13 protein-coding genes are annotated in these 15269 nt (G+C 70.2%); 4 read left to right on the top strand and 9 right to left on the bottom strand.

The genetic code is table 11. The features are described from left to right. Positions 1–22 precede the first annotated feature (22 nt). The 6 genes from FY030_RS13730 to FY030_RS13705 all read right to left on the bottom strand — a co-directional run bounded on the left by FY030_RS13730 (position 23) and on the right by FY030_RS13705 (position 7813). Complete coding sequence (locus FY030_RS13730) at positions 23–511, bottom strand: NfeD family protein (RefSeq protein WP_158062075.1); 489 nt, start codon at positions 509–511, stop codon at positions 23–25. 101 nt (positions 512–612) lie between these two features. After that, positions 613–1806 carry a homoserine O-acetyltransferase MetX gene (gene metX, locus FY030_RS13725; protein ID WP_158062074.1) on the bottom strand — a complete coding sequence of 398 codons (1194 nt, stop codon included), beginning with the start codon at positions 1804–1806 and terminating at the stop codon, positions 613–615. A gap of 1 nt (position 1807) precedes the next feature. Continuing rightward, positions 1808–3142 carry a bifunctional o-acetylhomoserine/o-acetylserine sulfhydrylase gene (locus FY030_RS13720; protein ID WP_158062072.1) on the bottom strand — a complete coding sequence of 445 codons (1335 nt, stop codon included), beginning with the start codon at positions 3140–3142 and terminating at the stop codon, positions 1808–1810. Between the two features lie 409 nt (positions 3143–3551). After that, the gene (locus FY030_RS13715) at positions 3552–5552 is read right to left on the bottom strand and encodes a beta-propeller domain-containing protein (RefSeq protein WP_192498616.1); all 2001 of its coding nucleotides are present in this window, start codon (positions 5550–5552) and stop codon (positions 3552–3554) included. 207 nt (positions 5553–5759) lie between these two features. Next, on the bottom strand, positions 5760–7535 hold the full coding sequence (locus FY030_RS13710; protein ID WP_158062068.1) for a sodium:solute symporter family protein: 1776 nt from the start codon (positions 7533–7535) through the stop codon (positions 5760–5762). Continuing rightward, positions 7532–7813, bottom strand: a complete 282-nt coding sequence (locus FY030_RS13705) for a DUF4212 domain-containing protein (RefSeq protein ID WP_158062067.1) — start codon at positions 7811–7813, stop codon at positions 7532–7534. The genes FY030_RS13710 and FY030_RS13705 overlap by 4 nt, the downstream gene beginning before the upstream one ends. 194 nt (positions 7814–8007) lie before the next feature. On the opposite strand from FY030_RS13705, the gene FY030_RS13700 reads away from it, so the two are divergent. After that, entirely contained in the window at positions 8008–8436 is a 429-nt protein-coding gene (locus FY030_RS13700; protein WP_158062065.1) for a hypothetical protein, read from the top strand. Positions 8437–8471: 35 nt separating this feature from the next. Here the strand turns inward: FY030_RS13700 and FY030_RS13695 are convergent, their stop codons facing one another. The 3 genes from FY030_RS13695 to FY030_RS16605 form a co-directional block, all read right to left on the bottom strand. Then, positions 8472–9056, bottom strand: coding sequence for a PspC domain-containing protein (locus tag FY030_RS13695; RefSeq protein ID WP_158062063.1), 585 nt, complete (start codon positions 9054–9056; stop codon positions 8472–8474). 166 nt (positions 9057–9222) lie between these two features. Further along, the gene (lpdA, locus tag FY030_RS13690; RefSeq protein WP_158062062.1) at positions 9223–10617 is read right to left on the bottom strand and encodes a dihydrolipoyl dehydrogenase; all 1395 of its coding nucleotides are present in this window, start codon (positions 10615–10617) and stop codon (positions 9223–9225) included. A 68-nt stretch (positions 10618–10685) separates the two neighbouring features. Next, positions 10686–11510, bottom strand: coding sequence for a PadR family transcriptional regulator (locus FY030_RS16605; protein WP_158062061.1), 825 nt, complete (start codon positions 11508–11510; stop codon positions 10686–10688). Between the two features lie 285 nt (positions 11511–11795). On the opposite strand from FY030_RS16605, the gene FY030_RS13680 reads away from it, so the two are divergent. The 3 genes from FY030_RS13680 to ilvC all read left to right on the top strand — a co-directional run bounded on the left by FY030_RS13680 (position 11796) and on the right by ilvC (position 15260). Then, the gene (locus tag FY030_RS13680) at positions 11796–13625 is read left to right on the top strand and encodes an acetolactate synthase large subunit (RefSeq protein WP_158062059.1); all 1830 of its coding nucleotides are present in this window, start codon (positions 11796–11798) and stop codon (positions 13623–13625) included. Further along, entirely contained in the window at positions 13622–14083 is a 462-nt protein-coding gene (gene ilvN, locus FY030_RS13675) for an acetolactate synthase small subunit (protein ID WP_238348374.1), read from the top strand. Before FY030_RS13680 ends, ilvN begins: the two co-directional genes overlap by 4 nt. A 142-nt stretch (positions 14084–14225) precedes the next feature. Continuing rightward, complete coding sequence (ilvC, locus tag FY030_RS13670; protein WP_158062057.1) at positions 14226–15260, top strand: ketol-acid reductoisomerase; 1035 nt, start codon at positions 14226–14228, stop codon at positions 15258–15260. Positions 15261–15269: the final 9 nt, after the last annotated feature.

Genomic DNA, 15269 nt, shown 5'->3' with positions numbered 1-15269 from the left:
GCTTGTTCTCCTTGTATGACGTTCAGTCGTGGGGAGGGGCGTCGAAGGGCTTGTCCTCCGGGGGTGCCGCGGTGACCACGGCGGTGGCGCCGTCGATCTTCACCACGGTCACCAGCTCACCGGGCGCGTAGTGAGTGCCCTCCAGTTCGGCGCGCGAGCTCCAGGTCTCGCCGCGCAGCTTGATCAGGCCGGACCGGTCGGTGACCTCCTCAAGCACGGTCGCTGTCTGACCGATGTGACCCTCGATGCCGAGCGTGGGGTCGCCCTTGCCCTCCAGCTTCCAGTACTTCAGAGCCACCGGCCGCAGGGCGACAACGAACAGACCGGCCGAGAGGCCGAAGATGAGCACCTGCAGGACCAGCGGGATCCCGACGCCCGCCGCGATCGCTGCGACGAGGGCCCCGAGCGCGAGCATGAGGAAGATGAGGTCGAGAGTGTTCATCTCGACGATGCCGAAGGCCAGGGCGGCCCCGACCCACCACAGCCACTGAGAGTCGCGCAACCAGTCCATGGACACTCCCTTCCCCGTCTCGTCCTCCGATCCTACGTGGTGGACGCGTCATAAGCCCGATCGGTTCCGACCGGGGCAGGACGGCGAGGGTGCGTCGAGGGCTACCAGAGGCTTGGGCCGGCCGCCACGGCTGCTGCCCGCAGCTCCCGGGAGGCGGTGGCCGCGCCCGTGCTCGGGGACGCCGCCGTCGACGACGCCGTCCGGTGAGGCACCGGCACCGGCGCGCCGGTCAGGGCGCGGCGGATGATCGCGAAGACCTGCTCGGTCTCGATGAGGAAGGCGTCGTGGCCGTAGGGGGAGTCGATGACGGCCAGCTCACGACAGGCCGGGGCGGTGGCGACGACCTCACCGTCGGCCGGGGTGAACAGCCGGTCGCTGGACACCACGCCGACGGTCAGCTCGGCGGTGATGCGGCGCAGCGCCGCCTCGACCCCGCCGCGTCCCCGGCCGATGTCGTGGCCGGTCATCGCCTCGGTGAGCACCAGGTAGGAGTTGGCGTCGAACCGGCGCACCAGCTTCTTGCCGTGGTGCTCAAGGTAGGACTGCACGGCATACCTTCCGCCGCGCAGCGGGTCCTCACCCGCCTGCGCCTGCGAACCGAAGCGCAGCTCGAGCTCCAGGGCCGAGCGGTAGGTGGCGTGCGCGATCTGCCGGGCGATCTCCAGGCCGGCCCGCGGCCCGGGGCCGGGGTAGTAGTCGCCGCCGTGGAAGGCGGGATCGAGACGGATCGCGTTCAGCTGCGGCACCGACCACGCGATCTGGTCGGCGGTGGCCCGGGCGCCGGCGGCGAGCACGACGCACCGGCGCACGCGGCCCGGGTAGCTGACCGCCCACTCCAGGGAGCGCATACCCCCGGCGGAACCACCCACCACCAGGGCGAAGGACCGGATGCCCAGGGCGTCGGCCAGCAGCGACTCGGCCCGCACCTGGTCGCGGACCGTGATGCGCGGGAAGGAGCTGCCGTAGGGCCGGCCGTCCGGGGCGGGCGAGGAGGGCCCGGTGGTGCCCCGGCAGCCGCCGAGGACGGCCGGCGCGAGGACGAACCACTCGTCGGTGTCCAGCGGGGCGCCCGGCCCGATCAGCCCCGGCCACCAGCCGGGCGTGGGGTGGTCCGGCCCGCGCTCACCGACGACGTGGCTGTCGCCGGTGAGCGCGTGCAGGACGAGGACCGCGTTGTCCCGGGCCTCGTTCAGCCGCCCCCAGGTCTGGTAGCTGACCCGCGCCCCATCCAGAGTCTGCCCGGAGTCGAGGGCCAGGTCACCCACGGGCTGGCTGCGGCGACGGGACAGCGTCATGTCAGGCCGCCCTGGCGTCCTGCGTGACCTTCGCCGCGGCGGCGAACCCGACCTCCAGGTCGGCCAGGATGTCCTCGATCCCCTCGATGCCGACGGCCAGCCGCACCAGCCCGGGGGTCACCCCCGCGGCGCGCAGGGCCTCCTCGCCGAGCTGGCTGTGCGTGGTCGACGCCGGGTGGATCACCAGCGAGCGGACGTCACCGATGTTGGCGACGTTGCTGTGCAGCTGCAGTGCGGAGACGAACGCCTTGCCTGCCTCCACGCCGCCCTCGATCTCGAAGGCCAGGACCGCGCCGGGCCCCTTGGGCAGGTACTTCTTGGCCAGTTCGTGCGAGGGGTGGTCTGGCAGCCCGGCGTAGACCACGTGCTCGACCTGGTCGTGGCCGGTCAGCCACTGCGCCACCTGCTGGGCGTTCTGCACGTGCTTGTCCAGGCGCAGCGACAGGGTCTCGATGCCCTGCGCGATGAGGAAGGCGTTGAACGGGGAGATGGCCGGGCCGATGTCACGCAGCAGCTGCACGCGGGCCTTGAGGATGTAGGACAGGTTGGCGCCAAAGATGCCGTCCTTGCCCAGCGTCTCGGCGTAGACCAGCCCGTTGTAGGACGGGTCGGGGGTGGTGAAACCGGGGAACCTGTCGCCGACGCCGTAGTCGAAGTTGCCGCTGTCGATGATGACGCCAGCGATCGAGGTGCCGTGACCGCCGAGGTACTTCGTCGCCGAGTGCACGATGACGTCCGCGCCGTGCTCGATCGGGCGGGACAGGTAGGGGGTGGCGATCGTGCTGTCCACGATCAGCGGCACGCCCTCCTCGTGCGCGACGTCGGCCACGGCCCGCACATCGAGCACCTCACCGCTGGGGTTGGAGATGGTCTCACCGAAGAACGCCTTGGTGTTCGGCCGCGAGGCCGCACGCCAGGACTCCGGATCCGTCGGGTCCTGCACGAAGCTCACCTCGATGCCCAGCTTGGGCAGGGTGTGGGCGAAGAGGTTCTGCGTGCCGCCGTAGAGGCTGGGGGAGGAGACGATGTGGTCTCCAGCGCCGGCGAGGTTGAGGATCGCCAGCGTGATCGCCGAGGACCCGGAGGCGGTCAGCAGGGCGCCGACCCCGCCCTCCAGGTCGACCAGCCGGTTCTCCACGACCTCCTGGGTCGGGTTGGTGATCCGGGTATAGATCGGGCCGAGCTCGGCCAGCGCGAACCGGTTCGCGGCCTGGTCGGCGTCCTCGAAGACGTAGGAGGTGGTCTGGTAGATCGGCAGCGCACGCGCCCCGGTCTGGGAGTCGGGGGTCTGGCCCGCGTGGATCTGGCGGGTGGTGAAGTCGCTGTAGCTGGTCATGGGTGCTCCTGGGTGCTCTGGGAGAGGTGCTCTGGCAGAGGTGCTCTGGGGAAGGGATGGGGCAGGGTGGCGTTCAGTCACTCTGCTGAGTCCCGCCAGGGCGCGGAGCCGGTATGCCGTGCTGGTGCACGCGTGCGTGTCGGTGGCGTCAGGCTGCGAGGTCAGGACTCAGCAGCGACGCATTCGGCGGCGAGGGGGGAACGGCATGGGTGCAGTTCTAGCCCACCGGTTCTGACGAAGTCAATTCGCTGACGCCGGCCCAGAGAGGGGCCATATCGCAGTATCTGCATACCCACCTCATTTTGTCGCTGATTCCTCGAAGTGGGGCTGCACATCCGGTCCAAACCACCGATCCCTGGGCGGGAAGAGAAATTTCGCAGAGAAGTTCTCCGGGCCTACGCGCGGCGCCTCACAGCGAGACCCTGGCCAGCTCCTCCAGGGTGGCCAGGTCCACGGCCCGGAGGGTGGACTCACCCAGCACCCACAACTGCTCATCGACGACGATGGTCCGCAGGGCATACTCCCAGCTGGTGTCGTCCGACCCGCCCACCCGCAGGTCGGGCCCCCGGAGCACCTGGGCACCCTGCACCTGCGCGCTGACCACCCCCGTCCAGCTGGAGTCCCGGTGCCAGGCCTCGCTGGGCACGAACACCTGCCCGGTCGGCGCCCAGTAGCGGAAGGCGCGGTGGTCGTGCTCGGCGGCGGAGTGGTGGTCCTCCCAGTGCACCTGGGAGACCAGGGCGGGGTCTGCCGGGTCGGAGACGTCGAAGAGCGAGAGCTGCAGGCCGGTGGTCCGACCGTCCTCCGTCGCGTCCTGGCCCAGTCCCAGCAGAAGGCCCTCGCCGACGGGATGAAGGTAGGCCGAGTAACCGGGGATCTTCAGCTCGCCCGCGACCACGGGTGCGGCGGGGTCGGAGGTGTCGACCAGGTAGAGGGGGTCGGTCTCCCGGAAGGTCACCACGGCCGCCAGGTCGGGGGAGAGGTAGCGCACGGCATAGATCCGCTCGGTGAGCCCGAGGTCGTCCACGCGTCCGGTCTGCACCAGCTCCCGGCCCTGCTCGGCGAGCATGACCAGCGAGCTGCTCGAGGGGGTTTTCTGGGTGGCCTCCATTGTGGTCGCCACCCGGATCACCCCCTCGCTCTCGTCCAGCGCGAACTGGTTGAGCAACCGGCCCGGCACGCGCCCGGACGCCAGGTAGTCCGTGCCCCCCTCCTGCCCCAGGTCGAAGGTATGCAGCGAGGTGCTGACCTGCTCCCCGCCACCGCCCCCGGGCCAGCCCACGTCGCTGCCGCCCAGGTTGTCCGCAAACCCGGTCGGCCACGCGTCCCAGGCGGAGGTCGCGACGACCAGGCGGTCCGTCGAGGCGTAGACGGTGGAGCCGGTGGCGACCAGGCCGGTCGCCGAGGTCGGACGCGGGTCCCCGGACACGTCGAAGGTGAGCACGGCCATGGTGGAGAGCCCGGAGAACTCCGGCGGCCGGGCGACCTCCTCGCACGGCACGGCCAGCTCGCTCACGCCCGACCCGGTCGCGGTGAGGAGCTGCAGGTGCGGCAGCCACGCGTCCAGGGTCGACTCCTCGATGATCCGCCGGTTGGCGGCCTCGGCCGACTCCTCCGCGACCAGGCTCCCGTCGCGGGGTTGGACGAAGGTCAGCCCCGGCGGCGCGGTGACCATCACCACCCGGGCGGTGCCGTCATGCATCCGGGCCGAGCGGTAGCTGCCCTCCAGCCGCATACCCCCGATGACCGTGGGGGCCGTGGGGTCGGCCAGGTCCACCAGGGTGAGCACGGTCCGCTCGGGGCTGTAGGCGGGTCGGGTGACCATGCCGTCCACGGCGAAGCCCACCCCGCCCGCCGCCCACTCCTGGGTGAGCACCAGGGCTCGGCGAGTCGTGCGGTCCAGCAGCAGCTCGGTCTGCCCGCCCTCGCCACGCTGGGGCAGCCGGACCTCGCCCACCTTCTCGGCGCTGGCCGCGTCCACCACGACCAGGCGACCCGAGCGCACGGTGAGGATGATCTCGCCGTCGGTCTGGAGCAGGTCTGGCTCCTCAACGCCCTCGACCTGGTTGTTGGTGCCGGAGAAGTCCACCCCGGCTCCGGCGTCACCGTCCGCGGCTGATTCCGGCGCCGCAGAGTCACCCCCCTCCGCACCGGCCCCGTCGACCATGGCCAGGTCCTCCCATCCCCATACGGGTGTGGACCCAAGCCCCCAGGGGCCGACCTCCTCCAGCGCGTGCTCCTGGAAATAACCGAGCAGCTCCTCGCAGGAGTCGAAGGGCTGCAGCTGGCCCGCTCCCGCCGCAGGCGGGGAGATGATGTCGGCCGGGGTGCAGGCCGCGAGCCCGGCGACCAGCGGTGCGACCACCGCGAGGATGAGGGTGCTGCGGGGGTGGGCGGGCTGTGTCGTCATCCTGCGCTCCTGACCAAGAGATTGATGGAGGTGGGACGACATCCCCGCCCGTGCGGTTCCCCAGAAGGCCGCGTGCCGGCCGGCACCGGATGCCGCCTCTGGTCACGGGCGCACAGGAGGCAAGAGCCCGAGGGTCCCGGCGACGCAGAGGAGCCGGCCCCCTGTCGGGGACCGGCTCCTCGTGCTAGCGCGGGCGGGGGGTGCGGCTCAGCGCTCCGGTCCCGAGTCGCGACCCTCGGATGGGTCGGCCGGGTGCGCGCCTGCACCGTCCACCGGCAGACCGGCCCCGCCGTCGTGCAGGGTGCCCTCGGCGTGGGCGACCACCAGCTCGGAGCGGCCGGGGTAGCGGACGTCCTCGACGACCTTCTGCATCAGCTCGCTCGGCTTCGGGGTGAACTGGCTGACGATGAGGATCGTCAGCAGGTTCAGGATCATCCCGATCGTGCCGACACCCGTGGCCGGGATGTCGAGGATGAGGTCATTGCCGAAGAAGGTGGGCAGCGTCCACAGCTGGTAACCCAGCGTGAAGACGATGCCGACCGTCATACCAGCCGCTGCTGCGACAGCCGTGGCCTTCTTCCAGAAGATCCCCAGGAACAGGATCGGGAAGAAGCTGGCCGCAGCCAGCCCGAAGGCCAAGGCGACCACCTCGGCCACGAACCCGGGCGGGTTGATGCCCAGGTAGCCGGCGATGAGGATGGCCGCACCCATCGCGATCCGGCCGACGACGAGCTGCCGGGCCTCGCTGGCCTGCGGGTTGATCCGCGTGTAGTAGATGTCGTTGGCCACCGAGCTGGAGATGACCAGCAGCAGACCCGAGGCCGTGGACAGGGCCGCCGCCAGACCACCCGCGGCGACCAGGCCCACGATCGGGGCCGGCAGGCCGGCGATCTCAGGCGTGGCGAGCACCACGATGTCGTTGTTGATGATCAGCTCCGTGCCCGGCCCGAGCCCGACTCCGGCGACGTCGATGATGCCGTTGGCGTTGAGGTCGTTGACCTCGATCAGGCCGACCTCCATCCAGCTGTCGAACCAGGCAGGTGTCTCGTCCACCCCGGTGCCGGGAATCGTGCTCAGCACGTTGTACTTGCTGAAGGCACCGACCGCCGGGGCCACGGTGTAGAGCAGGGAGATGAAGAACAGCGCCCACAGCGCGGAGTAGCGTGCCGCCCGCACCGACCGGGCCGTGTAGAACCGCACGATGACGTGGGGCAGCCCGGCGGTGCCGAACATCAGCGCCGCCGTGATGAGGATCATGTTCATCATCGAGGTCTGGGTGAAGGCCTCGGTGTAGGCCTCGAGGCCCAGGTCGCGCTGCAGGCCGTCCAGGTCGTCCAGGATGGCGCCGAAACCGATCTGCGGCAGCGGGTTACCCGCCAGCTGCAGCGAGATCGCGACCGCCGGGATCAGGTAGGCGATGATCAGCACGGTGTACTGCGCCGCCTGGGTCCAGGTGATGCCCTTCATCCCGCCGAGCACGGCGTAGGTGAAGACGATCGCCATGCCGATGACCACGCCCCAGGTCGAGTCCACGCCCAGGAAGCGCTGGAAGACCACGCCGACGCCGGACATCTGGCCGGCGACGTAGACGAAGGAGACGACGAGGGCGCAGACGACCGCGACGAGGCGGGCGGTCTCGTTGTAGCGGTCGCCGACGAACTCCGGGACGGTGTACTTGCCGAACTTGCGCAGGTAGGGCGCCAGGAGCATGGCCAGCAGCACGTAGCCACCGGTCCATCCCATGAGGAAGACCGAGCCGGCGTAGCCGTTCTGGCTGAAGGCGATGAGGCCGGCCATCGAGATGAACGAGGCCGCGCTCATCCAGTCCGCGGCAATCGCCGCGCCGTTGGCGGGTGCCGGGATGCCACCGCCCGCGACGTAGAAGCCGGCCGTGTCGGAGACCCGGCTGCGGTAGGCGATCCAGATGTAGAAGGAGAAGGTGATGACGACGAAGATCAACGTCCACAGCTGCGTGTTGCTCATCCGTGGTGCACCTCCTGCTCATACTCGGTGATGCCGAACTCGGCATCGAGCTTGTCCATCCGCCAGACGTAGATCGCGATGAGGATGAGGAAGGTGATGATCGAACCCTGCTGGGCGAACCAGAAGCCGAGCGGGATCCCGAAGAGAGAGATGTTGTTGAGCGGTTCCACGAAGAGGATCCCGGCACCGAAGGACACCAGGGCCCAGATCACCAGGAGAATGGACATCAGCCGCAGATTGCGTTTCCAATACCGTTGTCGCTGTTCGACGTCGAGCATCGAGCCTCCTTGCTCGGGGTGCGGGCAGGCGGCGGGTGCCGCGCTCGGCCACACAACCGAGCCGCCCGGGGTGGGGTCAAGGGCGGCTCTCCGCAGCGGCGCCGAACGGCGGGTCTGACACGCCGAACGGTCGAGCGGCGCGGTGAACGGTACGGCCGCCGCCAGGCCTCGTCGGCCGCGTTAGGGTGCGCTGCATGAGAAGGCGACCCCCCGGACAGATGCGCCTGCTGGGCGCCGGCGCCTTCATGGCGCTCGGTGGTTGGCTGCCCTGGCTCTACACCGAGTTGGGCACCGTCAGCGGTGCCGTCGGGCTGTCGCGGACCCTGGTCCTGGGCGTCGCGCCCGGGCTGTGGGTCTTCTACTTCGCCCTGCTCGCCGTGGCGGGCAGCATCCTGCCGCCGCGCCTGCGGACGGCAGCGGCGATCCAGGGCCTGATCGCGGGGGTGGTGGGCCTGGTCCTCCCGGTCTGGCAGGCGGTCCAGCTGCTGAGGCTGGTCGGGACCGCTGGGTGGATGCCCGGGCCGGGCCTGGTGATGAGTGCCTTCGGCGGGATCCTCGCGCTCATGGCCGCGCGCCAGCTGCTGAAGGCCGAGCCGGCTCCCGTCAGCTCGCCCGGCGCCTGAGCGCCCCGTCGCCTGTCGCCGGGGCGCCTCAGCGGTCAGCCGTGGGGGTGGTGGGGCGCCCTGGAGCGGCCCAGCTTGTTCAGCAGCACCAGGATGACGATGCCTGCCCCGATCAGCAGCGGCCAGGTGTTGAAGGCCCAGCTGAGCATGCCGATGAGGGCGATCCCACCCAGTCCGAGGATCACCAGCGACCGGGGTCGACCGTCAAGCATCGCCCGTTCGGCGTGGACGTTGCCGTCCGCGTCGGGCAGCAGCGCCCAGGCGAGAAGGTAGGCGCCGCCGACAGTGCCGGGCAGCAGAGCCGCCAGCACCGCGATCACCCGGACCGCGACGACCGAGAAGCCGGTAGACCGGGCGATGCCGGCGCACACGCCACCCAACATGCCCCGGCTGGCGTCCCGGCGCACCGGGGAGCGCCGCAGGATCTGGAACGCTCGGCGGGGGCCGGCTGCGCCGCCGCTGTTCGGAGGTGTGCCGGTCGAGCTGGCGTCGGTCGGATACTGGCCGGTCGTCGGTCCGTTGAGAACAGGACCGGGCAGGGGTGGGGGACTGCCATCGGGGGTCCGGCCGGGCGTGGGTCCGAGGTCGAGGTGGGAGGGAGAGGTGAGGTGCTCGTGCATACCCTCAGCCTGTCCTGATCGGCCCGGCCAGAGGAGCCGGTGCGCCACCGGAACGACCGGGGGGATACCCCCCGGGCTCCGCTCCTGTGTCGGGTGCCGGTCAGCCCGGCGACGAGGAGGCCGCCCGGCCGATGCTGGAGGAGGCGGCCGCCGGTGCGGGACGGCCTTAGAAGTTGATCATGTGGCCCGCGATGCCGTGCATGGCCTCCTTGAGGGCCTCGCCGAGCGTCGGGTGGGCAAAGACCACGCGGGAGACCTCGTCGGCGGTGAGGTCCCAGGTCTGCGCCACGTTGACGGCCGGCAGCAGCTCGGTGACGTCCGGACCGACCATGTGGGTGCCGAGGATCTCGTGGTGCTCGGCGTCGGCGACGACCTTGACGAAGCCGACCGTGGAGCCTAGGCCGGCAGCCTTGCCGTTGGCGCTGAACGGGAAGGTGGCGGTCTTGACCTCGTGGCCGCCCTCCTTGGCCTGGTCCTCGGTCAGACCCATGGAGGCGATCTGCGGATGGCAGTAGGTGGCGCGGGGGATGAAGCGGTAGTCGATCGGCATGGTCTCGGCGCCGGCCAGGGTCTCGGCGGCGACGATCCCCTGGGCCTCGGCGACGTGGGCGAGCATCAGCTTGGCGGTGACGTCGCCAATGGCGTAGACGCCGTCGACGTTGGTGCGCATGTAGTCGTCGATCGCGATCGCGCCGCGGTCGGTGAGCTCCACCCCGGTGTTCTCCAGCCCGAAGCCCTCGGTGCGCGGGGCGAAGCCGATCGCGGACAGCAGCTTGTCGGCCTCCAGGACCTCGGTGTTCCCGTCCCGGCTGACCGTCACCTTCACGCCGTCACCGGTGTCCTCCACCGACTCGACCTTGGTGCCGGTGTGCACCTTGACCCCCAGCTTCTTGTACTCCTTGGCCAGCAGCGTGGAGATCTCCGGCTCCTCCGACGGGACCATCCGGCCCATGAACTCCACGATCGTGACGTCGACCCCGAAGTTGGACATGATGTACGCGAACTCCACGCCGATGGCGCCGGAGCCGGCGATGATGATCGAGCCGGGCAGCTCCTCGTCGAGGATCTGCTCCTCGTAGGTGACGACGTTCTTGCTGACCTCGACGCCGGGCAGCATCCGGGTAACCGAGCCGGTGGCCAGGATGAGGTTGTCGAAGGTGAGCTGCTTCTTCTCCCCGCCCTCGAGCTCGACGTCCATCGAGGTCGCCGAGGTCAGCATGCCGAAGCCGTCCACCTCGGTGATCTTGTTCTTCTTCATCAAGAAGTGGACGCCCTTGACGATGCCGGCCGAGACCTGACGGCTGCGCTTGTGCGTGGGGCCGTAGGACATCGTGACGTCGCCCTCGATACCGTACTTCTTCTTCTCGTGGGTCAGCGTGTGCGCCAGCTCGGCGTTCTTCAGCAAAGCCTTGGACGGGATGCAGCCGACGTTGAGGCACACGCCGCCCCAGTACTGCTTCTCCACGACAGCGACCTTCTTGCCCAGCTGGGACGCGCGGATCGCCGCGACATACCCGCCGGGACCGGCGCCCAGGACAACAACGTCATAGTGATCGGCCATGGGTGCCAGTATGCCGTCACCCGGGGGGCTGCCGCCCCCCGGGTCAGCCCGGGGGAAAGGCCGCGAGCTCAGTCCTCGTCCACGATCTCGGCGTCGGTGATCTCGCCGTCAATGTCGTCCTCGAGGTCGCCTAGGTCATCCCGCTCCTCCTCGCCCCGGGCAACCTCAGCGTCGGCGAGCAACCGGTACAGATCGCGGCGGGTGCGGTCGAGCAGGCCGGCCGCCTCGCGGGAGAGTTGGTGGTCGCCCGCCTGGCCGACGGCCTGAGTGGCCATCGCCACGCTGCCCAGCGCCTTCCACAGCTGCGCGCCGCGCTCGCGGCGTCCGCCACCGTGGCGGTCGTGGTCGCGCCCTCGACCCCCGCCGCCGGACCAGGCGTCCGGCTGCTCTCGCTCCTCCCGCGCCCAGGGGTCGTCCGGCTCGGCTCCGCCGGTGCCCATCCAGGCCTGCCGGGGCAGCTCCCCGGCGGCGTGACGCCCGGCGTCGGTGAGCTGGTAGGCCTTGCGGCCGTCCACGTCGTGCTGCTCGACCAAGCCCTCGTCCTCGAGCAGGCTCAACGCCGGGTAGATCGCCCCGGAGCTGGGCTGCCAGGCGCCGCCGGAGCTCTGCGCGATCTCCTGCATGAGCTGGTAGCCGTTCATCGGCTCGCGTTGCAGCAGGTGCAGGATCGCGTTGCGCACGTCGCCGCGGCGGGCCCGCCGGCCCGAGCGTGGGCCCTGGTGTGAGCCGGGGTGCGGGGGGCGGGGAGGGCGCGGCCCCCAAGGGCTGCCGCCCCAGCCACCGCCGCCCTGGCTGCCAAACACCTGGTTGAGCAGGCCGTTGGGGCCGAAGATCTGGTCGGGGTCGAAGCCGAAGCCGCCGAAACTGCCGGGTCCGTGGTGTCGTGAGTTCATGTCGTCCACAATGTCACGATCTGTCTCGATATGTCAACGTCATAGCGATAGATGAATGATTGTGCGTTGGCTCACATATTCATGCAGGGGGTTGACGCGGGGGCAGTTCTGGCGCAGAGTGTGGCCCATGCACCTTTCTGCCCTCGTACTTATTAGCCCGGGACGCGCTACGGCCTGACTCCACAGCCGCCGCGCGTCCTCCCCTCGTTTGCCCTCCGGGCCGAGGGGTTTTTTGTTGCCCGACCACCCCCAGCACCCCCCCTCTCCAGGCAGGAGAACCACCCGATGACCACCACCACCCAGCAGCCGGCGCCGGCTCGTCCCGGCGGTCCGACGCCGGTCGCCGCGCCTGCTGCGAGCGCTGCTCCAGCCACCACCTCGCCCTGCAGGACCGGGGCTCAGGCCCTGGTCGAGACCCTCCAGCGGGTGGGCGTAGAGCACATCTTCGGGCTCCCGGGTGGCGCCGTCCTGCCCCTCTACGACGCGCTCTACCAGGCCGAGGGCATCCGGCACATCCTGGTCCGGCACGAGCAGGGGGCCGGCCACGCCGCCCAGGGGTACGCCGCCGCAACCGGCCGGGTGGGCGTGGCCATGGCCACCTCGGGCCCGGGCGCCACCAACCTGGTCACCCCGCTAGCCGACGCCAACATGGACTCCGTGCCGATGGTCGCCATCACCGGCAACGTGGCCAGCACGGCGATGGGCTCAGACGCCTTCCAGGAGGCGGACATCCGCTCGATCTCCATGCCGGTGACCAAGCACTCATTCCTGGTCACCCGGCCCGACGAGATCGCCGCCACCGTGGCCTCAGCCTTTCACCTGGCCGCCAGCGGTCGCCCCGGCCCGGTCCTGGTCGACGTCGCCAAGGACGCGCTGACCGCCCTCGCTGACGACACCCTGCGCGAGCTGCCGATGCCGGGCCTGCGGGCCGCGGTGCAGGCGGCGCCCGAGGCGGTCCGCGACGCGGTCGAGCTGATGCTCACCGCCCGCCGGCCGGTCCTCTACGTCGGCGGAGGCTGCCTGCGGGCCAACGCCGCCGCACAGGTGCGCCAGCTGGCCGAGCTGACCGGGATCCCCGTCGTCACGACGCTCATGGCCCGCGGCGTCTTCCCCGACAGCCACCCGCAGCACATGGGCATGCCCGGCATGCACGGTTCGGTCTCCGGGGTGACCACCTTGCAGAAGTCGGACCTGATCATCAGCCTGGGTGCCCGCTTCGACGACCGGGTCACCGGCGCCAAGCACACCTTCGCCCCGCACGCGCAGATCATCCACGCCGACATCGACCCGGCCGAGATCGGCAAGAACTTCCCCACCGCCGTCGGCCTGCTCGGTGATGCTCGGGAGACGATCACCGCCCTGGTCACTGAGTGGACGCGGCGCACTGCGGCCGGTGCGGCACCCGACTACGAGGCGTGGGTCCAGCGCTGCATGGACTGGAAGGCCCGCTACCCCCTGGGCTACGACGCACCCACCGACGGCGCGATGGCGCCGGAGTACGTCATCGAGCGGATCGGGGCGCTCGCCGGCCCCGACACCGTGTTCGCCGCCGGCGTCGGCCAGCACCAGATGTGGGCCAGCCAGTTCATCGGCTACGAGGAGCCCCGGCGCTGGCTCAACTCCGGTGGCCTGGGGACCATGGGGTATGCCGTGCCCGCCGCCATGGGCGCCAAGGTCGGACGACCCGAGGCCACCGTCTGGGCGATCGACGGCGACGGCTGCTTCCAGATGACCAACCAGGAGCTGGCCACGTGCTCCGTCGAGGGCATCCCGATCAAGGTGGCGATCATCAACAACGCCGCCCTGGGGATGGTCCGGCAGTGGCAGTCGCTGTTCTACGCCAAGCGCTACTCCGCCTCCCAGCTGCCCTCCATGCAGGTGCCCGACTTCACCATGCTGGCCCAGGCCTACGGCTGCGTCGGCCTGCGCTGCGAGCGGCCTGAGGACGTCGACCGCACGATCGAGACGGCGATGGCCGTCGACGACCAGCCCGTCGTCGTGGACTTCCGGGTCAGTCAGGACGCCATGGTCTGGCCGATGGTCGCCGCCGGCACCAGCAACGACGACATCCAGTACGCCCGCGACGCCCGGCCCGACTTCGGGGAGGACGAATGACCCTCCTGCACGACTACCGCACCGACCCCGGTGAGGTCCCTACCCCCGCCACCGCATACCGACCCTCATCCCCACGCTCCAGCCACCGCGCGACCGCACCGAAAGGCACCACCATGAACTCCACCGCCAATCCCACCCGCAGCCGGCACGCCCTGTCCGTCCTGGTCGAGAACAACCCCGGGGTCCTGGCCCGCGTCTCGGTCCTGTTCGCCCGCCGAAACTTCAACATCGACCACCTGGTCGTCGGTCCGACCGAGGACAACAAGGTCTCCCGGATGACCGTCGTCGTCAACGTCAGCACCGAGCAGCTGCACCGGGTCACCAGCCAGCTGGACAAGCTGGTCGAGGTCATCCACATCGAGGAGCTGGCCGAGGCCGACGCCATCCGCGCCCAGCTGTGGGAGATCAACGACCACGGCCCCCGCCCCGTCGGCGCCATGGCCGCCGCTGCCTTCTAGACCGACCGAACACACGACAAGGCCCGACAGAGCACGTCAAGGGCCCGACAGAACACGCCATACTCCCCGACAGAACGCCCCAGAAGACTCACCGAACACGCCGTCCGGCCCCCGGACCCTCATCAAGGAGAACAGAACCTTCATGGCCACCATGTACTACGAGGACGACGCCGACCTGTCCCTGATCCAGAGCAAGAAGGTGGCCGTCCTCGGCTACGGCAGCCAGGGGCACGCCCACGCCCTGTCGCTGCGCGACTCGGGCGTCGACGTGCGCGTCGGGCTCGCCGAGGGCAGCAGCAGCCGGGCCAAGGCCGAGGGCGAGGGCCTGCGCGTGGCCACTCCGGCGCGGGCGTGCGAGGAGGCGGAGGTGATCATGGTCCTGGTGCCGGACCACGTCCAGCGTCACCTCTACGCCGAGGCGATCGAGCCGCACCTGACCGCGGGCAAGGCGCTCTTCTTCAGCCACGGTTTCAACATCCGGTTCGGCTACATCAAGCCCCCGGAGGATGTCGACGTGTGCATGGTCGCGCCCAAGGGCCCGGGGCACCTGGTGCGCCGAGAGTATGTGGACGGGCGCGGCGTGCCGGTCCTCGTCGCCGTCGAGCAGGACGCCAGCGGCCAGGCCAAGGAGCTGGCGCTGTCCTACGCCGCCGCGATCGGCGGGCTACGCGCAGGCGGCATCGAGACCACCTTCACCGAGGAGACCGAGACCGACCTCTTCGGCGAGCAGGCGGTGCTCTGCGGCGGGGTGTCCGAGCTGGTGATGAAGGGCTTCGAGGTGATGACCGAGGCGGGTTACCAGCCCGAGATCGCCTACTTCGAGGTCCTGCACGAGCTCAAGCTCATCGTGGACCTGATGTACGAGGGCGGCATCGCCAAGCAGCGCTGGTCGGTCTCGGACACCGCGGAGTACGGCGACTACGTCTCCGGCCCGCGGGTGGTGGACGACCGCGTGAAGGAGAACATGCAGGCGGTCCTGGAGGACGTGCGCAACGGTGCCTTCGCCCAGCGGTTCATCGACGACCAGGACTCGGGAGCCCCTGAGTTCAAGCGGCTACGCGCCCAGGGTGCCCAGCACCCGATCGAGGCGGTCGGCAAGGACCTGCGCGGGATGATGGCCTGGGTCAAGAGCCACGCGGACAGCGACTACGTCGAGGGGTCCGCGGCCCGTGGCTGACACCTCCCC

It is taken from the genome of Ornithinimicrobium pratense (assembly GCF_008843165.1).
In the GTDB taxonomy this organism is placed as follows: Bacteria; Actinomycetota; Actinomycetes; order Actinomycetales; family Dermatophilaceae; genus Ornithinicoccus; species Ornithinicoccus pratensis.
This window is presented reverse-complemented; position numbering and strand designations above follow the sequence as displayed.

Excerpts from the sequence above, each read along its gene's own strand:
- FY030_RS13730 (WP_158062075.1), bottom strand. The coding sequence starts at position 511 with ATGGACTGGTTGCGCGACTCTCAGTGGCTGTGGTGGGTCGGGGCCGCC.
- metX (WP_158062074.1), bottom strand. The coding sequence starts at position 1,806 with ATGACGCTGTCCCGTCGCCGCAGCCAGCCCGTGGGTGACCTGGCCCTC.
- FY030_RS13720 (WP_158062072.1), bottom strand. The coding sequence starts at position 3,142 with ATGACCAGCTACAGCGACTTCACCACCCGCCAGATCCACGCGGGCCAG.
- FY030_RS13715 (WP_192498616.1), bottom strand. The coding sequence starts at position 5,552 with ATGACGACACAGCCCGCCCACCCCCGCAGCACCCTCATCCTCGCGGTG.
- FY030_RS13710 (WP_158062068.1), bottom strand. The coding sequence starts at position 7,535 with ATGAGCAACACGCAGCTGTGGACGTTGATCTTCGTCGTCATCACCTTC.
- FY030_RS13705 (WP_158062067.1), bottom strand. The coding sequence starts at position 7,813 with ATGCTCGACGTCGAACAGCGACAACGGTATTGGAAACGCAATCTGCGG.
- FY030_RS13700 (WP_158062065.1), top strand. The coding sequence starts at position 8,008 with ATGAGAAGGCGACCCCCCGGACAGATGCGCCTGCTGGGCGCCGGCGCC.
- FY030_RS13695 (WP_158062063.1), bottom strand. The coding sequence starts at position 9,056 with ATGCACGAGCACCTCACCTCTCCCTCCCACCTCGACCTCGGACCCACG.
- lpdA (WP_158062062.1), bottom strand. The coding sequence starts at position 10,617 with ATGGCCGATCACTATGACGTTGTTGTCCTGGGCGCCGGTCCCGGCGGG.
- FY030_RS16605 (WP_158062061.1), bottom strand. The coding sequence starts at position 11,510 with ATGAACTCACGACACCACGGACCCGGCAGTTTCGGCGGCTTCGGCTTC.
- FY030_RS13680 (WP_158062059.1), top strand. The coding sequence starts at position 11,796 with ATGACCACCACCACCCAGCAGCCGGCGCCGGCTCGTCCCGGCGGTCCG.
- ilvN (WP_238348374.1), top strand. The coding sequence starts at position 13,622 with ATGACCCTCCTGCACGACTACCGCACCGACCCCGGTGAGGTCCCTACC.
- ilvC (WP_158062057.1), top strand. The coding sequence starts at position 14,226 with ATGGCCACCATGTACTACGAGGACGACGCCGACCTGTCCCTGATCCAG.